Raw genomic sequence first — 15,788 nt, forward strand, 5'->3', positions numbered from 1 at the left:
GAACAGTGATGTCAAATTATATTAAGTTTAATTTGTTCTCTTTTCGCGGCAAGATGAAAATACTCCATATAAGTTGGTTGGCATTTTTTATTACCTTTATGGTGTGGTTCAATTTCGCACCGCTGCTGCAAGCGGTAAAAACCTCTTTAGGATTAACCACAGAACAAATAAAAACCTTATTAATATTAAATGTAGCGTTAACTATTCCTGCGCGGGTTGTAGTTGGTATGCTCACAGATAGATATGGGCCTCGAATAGTGTATAGCTTGCTATTAGTACTATGCGCGATTCCTTGCTTTGTATTTGCGTTTTCAACCACCTTTATGCAAGCCGCTATAGCGCGTTTTGCACTTGGCTTTATTGGGGCTGGATTTGTTATCGGTATTCGATTGGTGTCGGAGTGGTTTCCACATCATGAATTAGGGACTGCGGAAGGTATTTATGGTGGTTGGGGTAATTTTGGCTCTGCGGCGGCGGCGTTTACATTACCAACATTAGCATTATGGTTTGGTGGTGATGAGGGTTGGCGTTATGCCATGGCTGTTACGGGTGGCTTAAGCGTTATATTTGGCGTGATATTTTATTTCACAGTAACAGATACTCCTAAAGGTGCAACGTATTATAAATCAAAACATATTGGTGCAATGGAGGTGACATCTCGAGGAGATTTATGGTTATTAATTATTATGAAAATCCCGATGTATGCCGCGATGGCGTTATTGGTGTGGAAGCTGTCATTACCTGCGATTGGTATGTTAAGGGCTGATATTAGCAATGGTATTTATATCGGCTTAGTTGGATTTTATTTATTTGATATTAAACAACTGTGGCAGGCTAATCGAAAGATATTAATTAAGCCAGTACCAACCATACACCGCTACTCTTTTCGACAAGTTGCGGTGCTGAATGTGTTGTATTTTACGACCTTTGGTTCTGAGTTAGCGGTGGTCTCCATGTTACCGTTATTTTTTGCAGATATATTTACTTTAACACCAGTTATGGCTGGAGTGGTTGCGTCTTCTTATGCGTTTATGAATTTGGTTTCTCGTCCTGGTGGTGGTTGGTTGTCAGATAGATTTGGCCGTAAATCAACCTTGCTTATTTTAACCGCTGGTTTGGCAATAGGCTATTTGATAATGGCAAATATTAGTGCCAGTTGGCCATTATGGGTCGCAGTAGCAGCAGCAATGATTTGTTCTTTTTTTGTTCAGTCCGGTGAAGGTGCTGTGTTTGCAGTAGTGCCATTGATTAAACGGCGTATGACAGGTCAAATCGCAGGGATGACAGGTGCTTATGGCAATGTTGGTGCTGTGTGTTATTTGACTATTTTATCATTGGTTGAATACAGTACCTTTTTTGTCATTATTGCGTTGACAGCCATATTAGGTTTTGTGGCGTTATTGGCATTGAAAGAGCCCTCGGGGAAAATGGCAGAGATTAATGATGATGGTAGTGTGACTTTAATTGATGTGGGTTAATGGTGCCGTTGAATAAGGAATAGTGCGATGGGATCAAATCTGGCAGTGTGTTGTGGCGGTTATTCTGATGCTGGAACAAAGCCGCAGAATCAGGATGCTTTCGCGGTGTTATCGCCTTCAAAAACGGTTGAGTTACAACATAAAGGGGTCGTCGCTTGTATTGCCGATGGGGTTAGTTGTAGTCATCGTAGTTATATTGCCAGTCAATTAAGTGTTACTCACTTTATTGAAGACTATTTAGCTACCGCGACCACACTATCAGTAAAAGATGCTGCTTCTTCAGTATTAAATACACTTAACTTATGGTTGTTTCATCATGATCAACAAGCAGGCTTACCACAAGATGCAGCTGTGACTTCATTTTCAGTGGTGATTATTAAATCTAATACTGCTCATATATTTCATATTGGAGATTGTCGCGTTTATTTATGGCGTGATAATGATTGTCGTTGTTTAACCCAAGATCATCGCCGTAATCATCATGATGGTCAACATTACCTTACTCGCGCACTTGGTATGGACTCACACTTGCAAGTGGATTATCAGGCAGTAGCATTAAATGTGAATGATAAAGTAGTAATGACCACTGACGGCGTTCATGATAGCTGTGATGTTCCACAATCTCTTGATAAGATGTTCCATTCTGCTAAAACACTTTCATCTACTCCAGCTACTTCATCGTTATTTACTCAACAACGGCGACGGTGTTTAGAGCAACAAGCACATCAGTTAGTGACGAATGCACAGCAACAAGGATCACAAGATAATGCCAGTTGTGTGATCTTAGATATTGTAGCATTACCGATGTTAGCCCTTGATGAAGTACTCGCCGAATATGTCAATAAAACCATTCCAGTGGCACTTAATGTGGGGCAACGGATTGATCAATTTGTTATTTGTCGAGTACTTGATGCTGGATGTCGAAGTCATATTTATTTAGCACAGTCAGATGACGATAACGGTTATTATGTGTTAAAAATGCCATCACCTAATATGGTTGATGACAGTGAATATCTACATTGTTTTGTGCGTGAAGGTTGGCTTGGGCAGCAATGCCAACATGTTGGTGTAATGAAAATATTTAACCATAATGCACAGTCAGTGTTTCTTTACCATGTGTGTGAGTTTGTTGAAGGTTTAACCCTGCGGCAATGGATGATAGATAACCCCCTGCCATCATTGACGACAGTAAGAGTGATTGTTGCTGAAATTGTGACAGTTATACGTACTTTGCAACGACAGGGTATTTATCACGCCGATATAAAACCCGATAACATTATGTTGCGTCCTGATTTAAGTGTGACCTTGATTGATTTTGGTAGCGCGTGGATCAATGGCTATCAAGAATTAGTTTCAACACTTACCGGTTATCATCCACATGGAGATTTAAATTATTTAGCGCCAGAATGTCATGCTGGTGGAAAACCATCATTGCTAAGTGAGCAATTTTCGTTAGGTATTGTTATCTATGAAATGCTTACTGGTTCATTACCATACCAACGCTTGACGCCACATTCTGTTGCACCTGTAGCAATGAAAATGGATTACACTGCGATAAGGCGCTACCGACAAGATTTACCGATATGGTTAGAGTCTACTCTTAAGAAAAGCTGTCATCCTTATGCCCAGTATCGCTATCAAGCACTCTCTGAGTTAGTGATGGCATTAAGTACCCCCGCCTCGTTATCCACCATGTTGCAGCAACCGTTAATTGAACGAAATCCGTTATTATTGTGGCAATGTATTAGCACAATATTATTGGTGATTGTGTTGCTACAAGGCTTTTGGTCATCATAAGTGTAAAGCAGCGTAAAGTTGAGTTGTGATGGTGTATTCAAAAAAATAGCTTTGCTAAACTACTATTCCTTTAAGGTATGTAGTGCTGGTTTATCCTAGCGCATGTTGTTGAATGTTCTAGGAAGTAGATCATGATAAAACGAACATTGGTTTCAATGCTGATTATTACCACGTTAGCATTTGTGGTTGTGGGCTGCGATAGCGATTCAAATGCTTCTCCCAATACGGCAAGTGCACCCGCGACGCAAGTTGAAACCCAAACCATCAAATCACGGACATTGATCAAGCAAGTTATGGGCTATGGGGTAGTTAATAGCGCTAATGTCGTGACCCTGAAAAGTTTACAAACTAATAAAATAACCGCAATTTTATTTAGTGATGGTCAAACTGTAGTGAAAGGACAACTGTTAGTTCAGTTAGATCCTCGAGTGGCTGCTGCTAAGGTAGCTCATGATCAGGCATTATTAGCGACGGCTAAATTAGCTTGGCAACGACAGGCGCAATTGAGCGCTAAAGGCGTTGTTTCCCGTAGCGCTTATGATGACAGTGAAAGTAGCTATAAGCAGGCATTAGCCTTGTTAACCCAAGATAAAACCTTGTTATCTGAATTAGCCATTAAAGCACCGTTTAATGGCGTGATTAGCCAAACGGATTATCATGTTGGTGATGTGGTGACGGTTGGTAATAGCATTGCTACCTTATATACCCCACACCAACTAACGGTTGAATATCAATTATCCGCACTACAACGACAAGACTATAAAATTGGTCAGCAGGTTGTTGTGAGTTCAGAACTGGTGCCATCAATTCAGGCTATAGGCACAGTGAGTTATATTGCACCGAATACCGCTACTGGGTTAGTGACGTTGAAAGCACAGTTACCGCCAGATACCCCATTTTCTCCAGGGCAAAACATTAAAGTTGTGCAACAAACACAATTATTACCTCATCAAGTAACGATTCCTACATCCGCTTTAATGACCAATATCCAAGGCGCACAAGCGTTCGTGGTCGTTAATAATAAAGCGCGTTTACGTGACGTTAAAGTCGGGGGGTATTACGATGGTTATGTACAAATTGCTTCTGGGTTAGTGGCAGGAGAACAATTAGTTGTTAATGGTCAAAACTATTTACGTACTGATCAAAAGGTCACAATTGTTAACCCTAAACAGCCTCAAGTAAAAGCGCAATCGCAAGCAGGTAAAGCATGAAGTTAACTGAACTTTGCGTACGCCGTCCGGTGCTATGTACCGTATTGTGGTTAATTCCAGTATTTATTGGATTGCTGTTTTGTCAAAAATTACCGTGGCGTTATACCCCTCAAATTAGCCAATCTAAAATTCAAGTATCAGTACATGATAGTGCGCTTGCTGCACAAAACATGATGACTGAAGTGTTGATTCCAATTCAAAATGCGATTGCTGGTACCGAAGGGATCAGCCACTTATCAGCGACTGCGCGTCAAGGTCGTGGCAGTATAATTATTGATATTGCTGCCAGTATTGATGAAAGTGAAATCGATACTTTGGTGAGTGAGATCCATAATGATATCGGTAATATAGAAAGTAAGTTACCCGATGATATTTCTCCGCGTGTTTCCAAATCAGATGATCAGGGTATGCCTGCAATGCTGATTAGTTTAACGCCAGGACCGCATCAAGCTGAATATGAATTTCATCAATATGGTATCGATACACTGTTACCTCAGTTAGAACAATTACCTGCCGCTGGGGCCGTCAGTGTTGCTCCTAGTTCTGGGCAATCCGTTTTAATCACTTTAAACCCAGATAAAGTGCAATATTACGGTTTGACGTTAAATAATGTCATTAATAAGATCGCTGATGTTGATAGTATCACTGCGCTAAGTGGTCAAACATCTGGTTCTCAAAGTCAATATCAATTGGTATCGACTGGGGCGATTTCAAATTTAAATGATATTAAAAATACTATTGTTGCGATGTATAACCAGCAACCCGTTCGGTTGTCACAGGTAGCAACGGTTGTCATTGGTACTCCAAGCAGTCAGCTTGAGATAAAGCCACTGGTTGATTTTTCAAACCAAAGTGCGATGTTGTTTGTGCTTAATCCCCAGTATACCGCGACCGCAAATCCATTAGTGTTATCGCAGCAAGTTCATCAGTTACTTAATTCAACAACCTTGCCAAGTGGTATGAAAGCCACGGTATTATTGGATAAATCGACTTTTATTATTACGTCACTCAATGACGTCTACTTTGCGATTGGTCTCGCGGTATTGTTAGTCGCTGGGGTTATCTGGCTATTTTTAGGTAATCTACGGATAGCGTTGATCCCGATTGTAACCATTCCAGTGTGTTTATCATGTTCGTTTATTATTCTCAAGCTGGCGGGGTTTAGTATTAACTCATTAACCTTATTGGCAATGTTATTGGCGGTAGGGTTAGTGGTTGATGATGCGATTGTGGTGGTTGAAAATGTTCATCGTCAGTTGCGGCATCATTCTTCAGTACGTAAAGCCACCGTTATTGCTTGTCGCCAAATTGGGTTTGCGATTATTGCTACTACGCTAACATTAGCAGCGGTTTATATTCCAGTAGGATTAGTTGATGGCATTACGGGACAGCTGTTTCAACAGTTTGCATTTACCTTAGCGGGTACGGTGGTTATTTCAGGAATCGTGGCATTAACGTTATCGCCAATGATGTGCAGTAAAATGATGAATCATCAACCGGCAGGTCGGTTTGAAGTGTGGATTAATGAGCAGTTAACTCGGCTGGCAATGGTTTATCAACGAGTGTTAGCTGCGACAATTGATTACCGCAAAACGACCTTAGTGGTGATGGTGGTTATTTTAGCCAGTAGCTATTGGCCATTTATGCAGACACCATCAGAAATGTTACCAGCTGAAGATTCGGGTCAAATATTTTTGTTTCAACCTTTAGTTGGCAGCAATGATGATGCGAGCGAACAAAAAATGATTGATAACATGAATCAACAATTACGCCAGATCCCTGATATTGCGCATGTGGCAATTTTAACCAGCAGTGACTTTATTCGTGGTTTTGTCACTTTAAAGCCTTGGGATCAACGCAAGTTATCGGCGTTAAAAATCAGTGAAATGATCAATGCTCGCTTAAAAGTGGGGGGCAATATGGTATTTACTGGCGTGATCCCTGCGATTGACACTGGCGGTGGTCGACGAGGCAATAGTAATGGTATTGACATAAATGTTAGTAGTAGTGCTGATGAGCAAACACTGGCAAAAGAAATGACAGAAGTTACTCATAAAATTCAGCAGTCGCCATTATTTGATCATGCAAGAAGTGCACTAAAATTCGATCAGAATCAATTTAGTATTAATATTAATCGTGTATTAGCGTCGCAATATGGTGTGTCGCTGCATAATATTCAGCAAGTGCTTAAGTTAGCAATGAGTGGTAAGTCATTCAGTAACGACATGAGTTACCAAGGTACAAATTATCCACTCCATTTGCAATTAGACTCAGCTTACACTTTAACGCCAGATGCGATAAAACAGCTTATGATCAGTAATAATAAAGGTATATTAGTGCCATTATCTGAACTTATTAGCATTAAAAATCAACTGGGTCCACGTTCTCTTGAGCAGTATGATCGTGCGACATCGGCTTCGTTATCAATTCGATTAGCCGATGGTGTCAGTATTGGACAGGGCATAAAGGCATTAAATCAATTGTTACCAAATGTATTACCCGCGAATGCGCGTTATAGCTATGTCGATAGCGCTAAGCAATATTTAGATGCTAACCAACAAATGTTATTCGTGTTTGTGGCGGCATTGGTATTTATTTATATGGTGTTGAGTGCGCAATTTGAGAGTGTGGTTGATGCATTAGTGGTAATGCTGTCATTACCAATTACGTTATCTGTAGCATTGTGGGCGTTATATTTTAGTGACTATAGTTTAAATGTGTATTCACAAATAGGGTTAGTCACGCTGATTGGTTTGATTTGTAAACATGGCATATTAATTACTGAATTTGCTAATGAATTACAGACGCAAGGCTTATCACCCCGTGAGGCTATTCTAGAAGCGACAAAAACCCGCTTAAGGCCAATATTAATGACATCACTGACCATGATTTTAGGAACCTTACCTTTACTATGTGAGGCTGGTCCTGGTGCAAATGCGATGGGATCGTTAGGGATAATTATTATTGCTGGAATGGCGTTAGGTATTGTTGATCCTTTATTTGTGGTGCCAAGTGTGTATTTGATGGTGCAAAAGTTAAAACGAACTAAAGCGCCGATTTCAACGCCAACCGTTTAAGTATACTTATACGCTAATGGTACTTGTTGCCATTAGCGTATTTTTATCGAGTTGCAATAAATTCAAAGCTGTATTGTTTAAGTGTGAAATAATTAATGGTGTACTCAAATAAACAACCGTCCGCTAATTCACCAGTAGATATTGCCTTAAGTAAGGGGGTTGTTGGCGTAACATTAAGCAGTTTAGCGAGTTCTCTATCAGGCATTTCTGGCATAATTGATTGATAACTATTAGCAATTTTGTAGCCTTTAGACTCAATATAGGCATATTTTGAAGCCATCATCACTTGCAAGGTAAGATCAGGAAAGAGGGCGACTGGCATATAAGTTCGCTCCATCATTTCAGGCTCCCCATCAATATTACGGATACGTACAATATGATAAACTCGTTCATTAGCTGTGAGCTTTAATTTTTCTGCAACAATCGAGTCTGGTTCTAATATTTCAAATGTAAGAACATCAGAAGATGGGGTTTTACCCTGTGCATTAAGTTCCTGATAAAAACCACGTAATGCAATTGCATTATGTGTTGCTTTACATGGATTTTTTACAAATGTTCCACGTCCCTTAATACGTGTTACTACCCCTTGTTCAACAAGTAGTGCTAATGTTTTACGCACAGTGACGCGGCTGACACCATAACTATGTTGTAATTCTAGTTCAGTTGGTAGCATATCCCCCTCAGTATAAATTTGAGATTGAATTTTCTCAAATAGATCATCAAATATGCGTAAATATATTGGTTTCAAAACGTATTCTCTCTAATCACAGTAGCCTTAGTATACCTAAATCTTGATATCTTCGTCCTAAAAGTTCTTTGAGATAGACATTATTGCCATTATTAAATGATACATATTGAATACATTTGACCGTGTGCGTGTTGTGTTCTATATGATGCCTGTGTTGATGCAGGTTTTTATTTGTTTGTATCTTTTAAATCAAAGTCTTGTTGTTTATTTTATGTTATTTTTGAGTGGGTTTCCTATTATTGAAGCCTATATTTATAGTGATGGCGATCATATAAATCACAATTGAAGTTTTAAATGTATCCTATATGTTTTATTGTGTTGGCTCTTTCTAATACATATATAGAACATTAAGGATGACGTATGGAACGTAAAAATCTTACAATCGTTGGTGGTGGCTCGACTTACACTTTAGGCATTTTGATGAGTTTGATTGAAGAAAAGGTTACTTTTCCGCTCAAGTCTATTCGTTTTTATGACATTGATAGTGAGCGTCAGCGGTTTAATGCCGAAGCGGCAAAAATACTGCTACAAGAGCTATACCCTGAAGTAGAAGAAGTGATTTATACCACCAATAAGGAAGTGGCTTTTACTGGAGCGGATGTGTTGTTTTTACAAATTCGAACTGGTGGTTTAGAGATGCGCGAAAAAGATGAACAAATTGCGCTTTCTCACGGCTGTGTTGGTCAAGAAACCTGTGGTGCTGGTGGTATGGCTTATGGACTACGTTCTATTGGCGATATGATTACATTGGTTAAAGATATTCGCCAGTACGCACCAGAAGCTTGGATTTTAAATTATACGAATCCAGCCGCTATTGTGGCAGAAGCAACAACCAGAGTGTTCCCTGATGATAAAAAGCTAATTAACATGTGTGATATGCCTTGTATTATCATGGAAAGTTATGCCGATATGCTAGGTTGTGAGTTATGGGATCTTGTACCTGAGTATTTTGGTCTTAACCACTATGGTTGGTTTACACGCATTTTACATCGTAATGGCGAAGATCTTACTCAAAAGATAAAAGACTGTATTATTAACCAAGGTTTTTCGGCAACGTCGAACTTTATTGCCAATGAGCCATCATGGCAAGAAACCTTTAAAAATATGCAAACCATGCTAAAAGATAACCCTGAATTCTTACCTAATACTTATTTGCAATATTACTTATATCCTCAGAAAATGGTGGCAAAAGAAGATATAAATAATACTCGTGCGCGTCAGGTTATTGATGGTAGAGAAAAAGAAATGTATACCATCTGTAAAGATATTATTGATAGCGGTACGGCTGCGAATGCAAATTTAGAATCAGATACACATGGCGTTTATATGATTCGTGTCGCTGAATCGGTAGTGTTCAATAAAGGTTATCGTTATCTTTCTATAGTAAAAAACAACGGTATTATTAGCAATCTGCAAGACGATGCTATGGTTGAGGTTCCAGCATCGTTGTATAGTGACGGTGTTAAACCTTATGCTATTGGAGAAATTCCAACTTTTCAAAAGGCAATGATTGAAAGCCAACTTGGATATGAGAAGCTTGTTGTCGATGCATGGTTTGAAGGTTCACGCCAAAAATTAATTAATGCTTTAACATTAAATCGTACTGTCATAAATGTACCTACAGCTATAAAGATTGTTGATGATGTTTTAGCGGCAAATAAAGCATATCTTCCTCAGTTTTTTAATGATAATAAATAACTAAATATAATTATTAATATAGTATAGCTGCAATAATATAGCTATTGTTGCAGTTATTTTTATATTTGTATTGAGGTAAATATGAAAATAAAAGTAATTAACAATGCCGATGATTTCGGTTATTCAAATGCTATTAATTACGGTATTATTGATGCGCATGTGCAAGGAATATTAAATTCAACAACTATAATGGCAAATATGCCAGGGTTCGAACATGCAATACAACTATACAAACAGTATTCGACACTCGCTATTGGTGTGCATTGTAATTTAACCTGTGGAAATCCTTTATCAAATAATAATAAATTAATCGATGAATCAACAGGTTGTTTTTTTGGTAGAAGCCGATATTACGAAACGGATATGGATATTGATCGCCAAGCAATTTATAACGAATTAACATTACAAATTGATCGAGTTTATGCTGCAGGAATTAGACCTACTCATTTAGACTCTCATCATCATATACATACCCATCCACAGATATTACCTATATTGGTTGAGTTAGCTGACAAATATCAGTTACCGCTTCGAAATGTTACTTGGCTTGAATCACAACAAGCAGGGAATATATTTAATTGTAATTATCAGCCGTCATTATGGTATAAAAATAAAGATATATTATCGACAAATAAAATACTTATTGATGCTTATTTAGATAAATGTGTGCCATTAGATAACTATGATGACCTTGATGATATTATCGTAAAACAAACTATAGATAGATTAGAAGAATGCCGAAATAAAAAAATAGAAGTGGTTGAAATAATGTGGCATCCCGCTTATTTAGATAAAAACATATGTCAGCATTCATCTGTTAATAAGCCGCGGATCTATGAGTTACAGGCATTATTAAGTGATAAGTTACGTGATTATTTTAAGATGAACTGTGTGTTGTGTGATTTCTCCGAATTAAACTAGATAATAAATAATACCTCTATTGATAATACCGTAATGGTGTTAACGCTAACTTCTTATTATAAATAAGGGACAATGATATGAGTCCTCTTGGATATTTCCAAAAGCTCGGTAATGCTATTATGTTTCCTATCGCAGTATTACCGATAGCTGGTATTTTATTGCGAATTGGTCAGCCAGATTTATTAGATATTGCATTTATCGCACAAGGTGGCCAAGCTGTTTTTACTAACTTAGCATTATTATTTGCGATGGGAGTCGCCGCTGGTTTTTCTAAAGATCATTCAGCGGCGGCTGCGATTGCTGCTGCTGTTGGTTATTTTATTATGATGGCAGCAATAAAAACATTGAATGTCGATATTGATCCTGGTGTTGCAGGTGGCATTGTTATTGGTGTTTGTGCTGGTCTGCTTTATAACCGTTTTCACGCAATTAAATTACCAGAGTTTCTTGGTTTCTTTGGTGGTAAACGTTTTGTTCCTATTATCACAGGGTTAGTGGCGCTGATTTTAGCTTATGTATTTAGTGTGATCTGGCCACCGATTCAAGGTGGAATTAACCATCTTGGAGAGTGGATCCTGACCAGCGGTGCACCTGGTGAGTTTGTTTACGGTGTTGCTAATCGTTTATTAATTCCGGTGGGTCTGCATCATATTCTGAATAGTATGGTTTGGTTTGTATTTGGTAGTTTCGATCCCGGTACTGGTAAAGTTGTGACCGGAGAAATTTCCCGTTTCTTTGCTGGTGATGCTTCAGCTGGACGTATTCTTAGCGGATTCTTCCCTGTGATGATGTTTGGCTTACCAAGTGCATGTTTAGCTTTTTATGTAACAGCAAAGAAAGAAAATAAAGCGATAGTCGGTGGAATGCTATTAAGTGTCGCATTAACTGCGTTCCTAACGGGTATTACTGAGCCTATTGAGTTTATGTTTATGTTTCTTGCTCCGGCATTGTATGTGATTCATGCAGTATTGATGGGGATCTCACTAGTTGTCGCTTCAATGTTGAATGTGCATATGGGCTTTAGTTTCTCAGCAGGATTAATTGACTATATTCTTAACTATAATGCACCTGCAGCGAAGAATGCATGGGAAATAATACCGCTCGGTTTTGCAATTGGCGCAGTGTATTTTGTGATCTTTGTTGCTGCTATTAAGATGTTTAATCTTAAAACACCGGGTCGTGAAGAGTTATGTCACCAAGCAGCTAAAGGTAAGCAAGATTATGATAGCCTTGCTGTTGATTATCTTGCAGCGCTTGGTGGGAAAGAGAACCTTACTGAGATCTCATCATGTATTACTCGATTACGGTTAGGTATCGTTGATCGTCAAATTATTGATGATGCGAAGTTAAAACAACTGGGTGCTAAAGGAGTCGTAAATGTAGGGCCTAAACATTTACAAGTTATCATTGGCTCACATGCTGAAGGCGTAGCAACCAAGATGAAAGCATTATGATCTTTACTGATATAACAACGTTTCTAACGTTGTAATTGAGCTAAAAATCCCCTTTAGTAGTATGTGATCTTTATTGCTACTAAAGGGATTTTCTATTTAATGTGTAATAAATAACTTTGTATGCCGTTTAAAAACATCTGTACTGCCAACATGAGTAGTATCATCCCCATTAAGCGCTCAATTGCTTTTAGACCTCGATCTCCAATCAAGCGTTCAAATACCTCACCAAACATTAAAATGATAGCTGATACGGCCCACGCTAATATTACAGCTAACGACCAATCTAACATTCTGCTGGTATCTTGATGAGCAAACAGGATCAAAGTGGCTAATAAAGAAGGACCCGCAAGAAGGGGGATAGCTAACGGTACAATAAAAGGTTCTTCTCCAGCAGCGGATTGTTTTTCTTGTTCTTGAGTAGGGAAAATCATTTTGAGTGAGATTAAAAAAAGAATAATCGAACCAGCAATAGAGATTGATTCGCGCTGTAATTTTAGGAAATTAAGGATGGATTCACCCGTAAATAAAAATAACAGCATAATGGCAAGCGCAATTAACAGTTCTCTAATTAGAATTACTCGCCGACGTTTTTTTTCTATATGACGCAGAAATGACGAAAAAACAGGTAGGTTACCCATTGGATCCATAATGAGAAACAACATGACTGCAGCTGAAAATATATCCATAAATGAGACTTTTAAATATGTATTTTGATAAAAGAAACACTATAGCATTATTGATATTATAGTTTGTTACTTTTGCTTATTATGCGTAACAAGTAGAATTTTTTTTCAACAAAAAATGATTTTAAAGCATTTTTTATCAACTAATACGATTAAATATGCATAATCATGTAACGAAGAAAACTGTTATTATACGTAAAATTAACTAAACTTGAGTTGATAGGCGAGGGGTCTTAAGGTTGATGTTCATCACCTTGTGGGTATTATTGGTGCGCTAGGTTAATTTGTATGGATACTAGCTATTTTGTGCTCAATAAAAAATAAACGTTGAGGGAAATTAACGTTTTTATATTGCTAGACAAATAGTTACAATTGGTTGATTGAAAATCAATCAAACGGTGCTTTATTTTTGTTGGTGAAAACGGCAGAATGAGCATACATTTGAGCTCTGTCGCCTATTTGAACTAATTTTTGATAAAATATATAGCAGTTTATCGAGTAGGTGGTAATGTCTCACCGCATTCCGAATTCTTAAAGTAAAAGGTTACAAATATGTCTGATGTACCAGAGTCTGTTGCAAACGTTGCCGCTGTAGCTCAGCCAGTTGCTGAATCTTCAGGTTCTATCTGGGGTTATGTTGCAGCAGGTAGTGTAGCGTTATTGGTGCTAGCGGGTATCTTCGCTTATCGTAAAATAAACCAACCAGCATTTGTTATTAAGCAGGTTCGTAAGAAAAACCTAAAAGAAATGAAAAAGCAGGGCACTGAAAACTCTGAGTTTATGGTTGATATGGATCGCTTACTAGATTCTATTCTGCGTTATACAACTGAAAATAAAAAGAAAGGTTCAGATGTAGTGACATTGCTTAAACCATTGAACGATAAAGAGCGTATTAAAACGCCACGTGATATGTATCAATCAATGATTTTCATTGCTAATGACATTAATGATGCGGCACTTGCTAAAGATTTGAAAAATAAATCAAAGCAAGTGAAATCAAGTTCAGCATTGATGGCAGGTTTGTTAAAGCGTGCAGGCATTAACTAATTTATTTTTAAGATAATACCGATACTTTGAAGGGCTGATTTATTCAGCCTTTTTTTATAATTGTTAATTATCATTATGCTGGTTGTGGTTGAAGTTTTTTTTCAAAATCATGACGAACAATATCGAGTGCAGACAATACTATTTTAGGATCAATAGCGTTATCTTCTAATATGCAAATTAGATCAACGGCTAATTTAATCTCAGCTGGCGCATTTTCTAATGGTGATACTGGGGAGTTACTCATTAATCAATCTCTGGTTAAGTGTTATTTAAGTGTAGCGTGTTAACTATATAGTATTGGTGTCAGTAAAATTAACCTTTTCTTTCTCGACGATTAATTTCTTCTTCTAGTTTTACTATCGCGGTTTGACAACGGCTTATACGTCCTTCTAATACAAGAACTTCTTTTTGTGATTGTTGTTGTTCAAACTGAGAACCACAGCGATTAAGTAATGTTTCTTTATCTCTTAACATAGATTTTAAACGTCGTTCCCAATCACGATGCTGATTAAGATCTTGGTAGATTTCATTAATAGATCGTCGTTTACTTACTGCCTGCTTAGGCTCATTTTTACGAATTTGCTGGGTGGCAAACTCTCGTTGAACGGCATGAATTTGAGCGATTAATTTTTCACAAACATGTTGTGTGCGTTCGGGCAATAATCGGCCAGCTTGTTGTTCTTTTTGTAATGCCGCTAATTCTTGTGCAATTTCTGTTACGCAAGGGGTTAATAACTTACTGCGATGACGAAATAATTGCTGATCAAATAATGGTCGTTGCGCTTCACCTCGTACACGGTCGGTTTCTGCAGCTTGGTGTTGTAACTGTTCAATGAGTGTTTGTAGTCGAGAAAGATCAATCATTGTAATACCTATAAATGGCGATTATTAAAACCAAGCTTGCCAAGCCAATTTAGCCGCAAGAATAAATACGACGGTAATAAAAACTGGACGAATAAACTTAGCGCCGAAATGAATCGCAGAATGTGCTCCGAGGTAGGCACCTATCATTAAACAGCCTCCCATAATTAAGCCTAATGCAATGTTGACATGGCCTAAAATAATAAAAGTCACCAATGAAGTAATATTGCTGGTGAAATTCATCGCTTTAGCAAGGCCACAAGCACGTAGCATATCTAATCGATATAATACTAAGCTTGATACCGTCCAAAAGGCGCCAGTTCCAGGACCGGCTAAACCATCGTAAAATCCTAAACAGGATCCTTGCAGCCACTGTTTACATTTAAATGTTTTAGTCACCGTAGGAAGTTGGGTTTGATCTGGATTTGGATGAGGATGCCATAAGCTATATATTGCAACGGCAAAAATAACTAGAGGTAGCGCTTTTTCTAACCAAGCACCACTGATGAGGTTAACGATAAGAGTGCCAATAATTGCCCCGAGAAAGGTTGCAACAAAAGATGCTCGCCAAAATAAAGGGTTAAATAATTGCTTTCTATAATAGGTCCATGCTGCCGTTGATGAGGCAAAACTGGCAGCCAACTTGTTGGTGCCAAGTGCAATATGCGGTGGCAGGCCAAGAGAAAGTAGGGCGGGGACGGTAAGCATACCACCACCGCCAGCTACAGCATCAATAAAGCCAGCTGCTAATGCAACAATGCCAAGTATTAGTAAGGTACTTAGCTCAATCATATCAATCATTTAAATGCTTTT

The 15,788-nt window shown here is 38.2% G+C and carries 13 protein-coding genes; 8 read left to right on the plus strand and 5 right to left on the minus strand.

All coding sequences use genetic code 11. The features are described from left to right. Positions 1-8: 8 nt before the first annotated feature. From C0W29_RS05170 to C0W29_RS05185, 4 genes are all read left to right on the plus strand, one after another. The gene (locus C0W29_RS05170; RefSeq protein ID WP_107174085.1) at positions 9-1,478 is read left to right on the plus strand and encodes a NarK family nitrate/nitrite MFS transporter; all 1,470 of its coding nucleotides are present in this window, start codon (positions 9-11) and stop codon (positions 1,476-1,478) included. A gap of 27 nt (positions 1,479-1,505) precedes the next feature. Continuing rightward, complete coding sequence (locus tag C0W29_RS05175) at positions 1,506-3,275, plus strand: bifunctional protein-serine/threonine kinase/phosphatase (protein WP_052671538.1); 1,770 nt, start codon at positions 1,506-1,508, stop codon at positions 3,273-3,275. A 131-nt stretch (positions 3,276-3,406) separates the two neighbouring features. Next, the gene (locus tag C0W29_RS05180; protein WP_045044303.1) at positions 3,407-4,486 is read left to right on the plus strand and encodes an efflux RND transporter periplasmic adaptor subunit; all 1,080 of its coding nucleotides are present in this window, start codon (positions 3,407-3,409) and stop codon (positions 4,484-4,486) included. Next, positions 4,483-7,563 carry an efflux RND transporter permease subunit gene (locus C0W29_RS05185; RefSeq protein ID WP_045044304.1) on the plus strand — a complete coding sequence of 1,027 codons (3,081 nt, stop codon included), beginning with the start codon at positions 4,483-4,485 and terminating at the stop codon, positions 7,561-7,563. Before C0W29_RS05180 ends, C0W29_RS05185 begins: the two co-directional genes overlap by 4 nt. A 43-nt stretch (positions 7,564-7,606) precedes the next feature. Here C0W29_RS05185 and C0W29_RS05190 read toward each other — a convergent pair whose 3' ends face one another. After that, positions 7,607-8,311, minus strand: a complete 705-nt coding sequence (locus C0W29_RS05190) for a GntR family transcriptional regulator (RefSeq protein ID WP_045041710.1) — start codon at positions 8,309-8,311, stop codon at positions 7,607-7,609. A gap of 360 nt (positions 8,312-8,671) precedes the next feature. On the opposite strand from C0W29_RS05190, the gene C0W29_RS05200 reads away from it, so the two are divergent. The 3 genes from C0W29_RS05200 to nagE all read left to right on the plus strand — a co-directional run bounded on the left by C0W29_RS05200 (position 8,672) and on the right by nagE (position 12,384). Beyond that, a complete protein-coding gene (locus tag C0W29_RS05200) occupies positions 8,672-10,009 on the plus strand; it encodes a family 4 glycosyl hydrolase (protein ID WP_045041708.1) in 1,338 nt (445 codons plus the stop codon). A gap of 81 nt (positions 10,010-10,090) precedes the next feature. Beyond that, positions 10,091-10,930 (plus strand): carbohydrate deacetylase, encoded by an 840-nt coding sequence (locus C0W29_RS05205; protein WP_045041707.1) that lies wholly within the window; start codon positions 10,091-10,093, stop codon positions 10,928-10,930. Between the two features lie 77 nt (positions 10,931-11,007). Next, entirely contained in the window at positions 11,008-12,384 is a 1,377-nt protein-coding gene (gene nagE, locus C0W29_RS05210; protein WP_045041706.1) for an N-acetylglucosamine-specific PTS transporter subunit IIBC, read from the plus strand. Positions 12,385-12,476: 92 nt separating this feature from the next. On the opposite strand, the gene C0W29_RS05215 is transcribed toward nagE, so the two are convergent. Next, the gene (locus tag C0W29_RS05215; protein WP_045044306.1) at positions 12,477-13,070 is read right to left on the minus strand and encodes a YhgN family NAAT transporter; all 594 of its coding nucleotides are present in this window, start codon (positions 13,068-13,070) and stop codon (positions 12,477-12,479) included. 549 nt (positions 13,071-13,619) lie between these two features. On the opposite strand from C0W29_RS05215, the gene C0W29_RS05220 reads away from it, so the two are divergent. Next, entirely contained in the window at positions 13,620-14,114 is a 495-nt protein-coding gene (locus tag C0W29_RS05220) for a hypothetical protein (RefSeq protein WP_036795548.1), read from the plus strand. A gap of 73 nt (positions 14,115-14,187) precedes the next feature. Here the strand turns inward: C0W29_RS05220 and rsmS are convergent, their stop codons facing one another. From rsmS to C0W29_RS05235, 3 genes are all read right to left on the minus strand, one after another. Beyond that, on the minus strand, positions 14,188-14,358 hold the full coding sequence (gene rsmS / locus C0W29_RS05225) for a pleiotropic regulatory protein RsmS (protein WP_080888846.1): 171 nt from the start codon (positions 14,356-14,358) through the stop codon (positions 14,188-14,190). Between the two features lie 68 nt (positions 14,359-14,426). Continuing rightward, a complete protein-coding gene (locus C0W29_RS05230; RefSeq protein WP_045044307.1) occupies positions 14,427-14,978 on the minus strand; it encodes a primosomal replication protein in 552 nt (183 codons plus the stop codon). A 24-nt stretch (positions 14,979-15,002) separates the two neighbouring features. Then, entirely contained in the window at positions 15,003-15,776 is a 774-nt protein-coding gene (locus C0W29_RS05235; protein ID WP_045044308.1) for a TSUP family transporter, read from the minus strand. Positions 15,777-15,788: the final 12 nt, after the last annotated feature.

The organism is Photobacterium kishitanii (assembly GCF_003026355.1).
Taxonomy (GTDB): Bacteria; Pseudomonadota; Gammaproteobacteria; order Enterobacterales; family Vibrionaceae; genus Photobacterium; species Photobacterium kishitanii.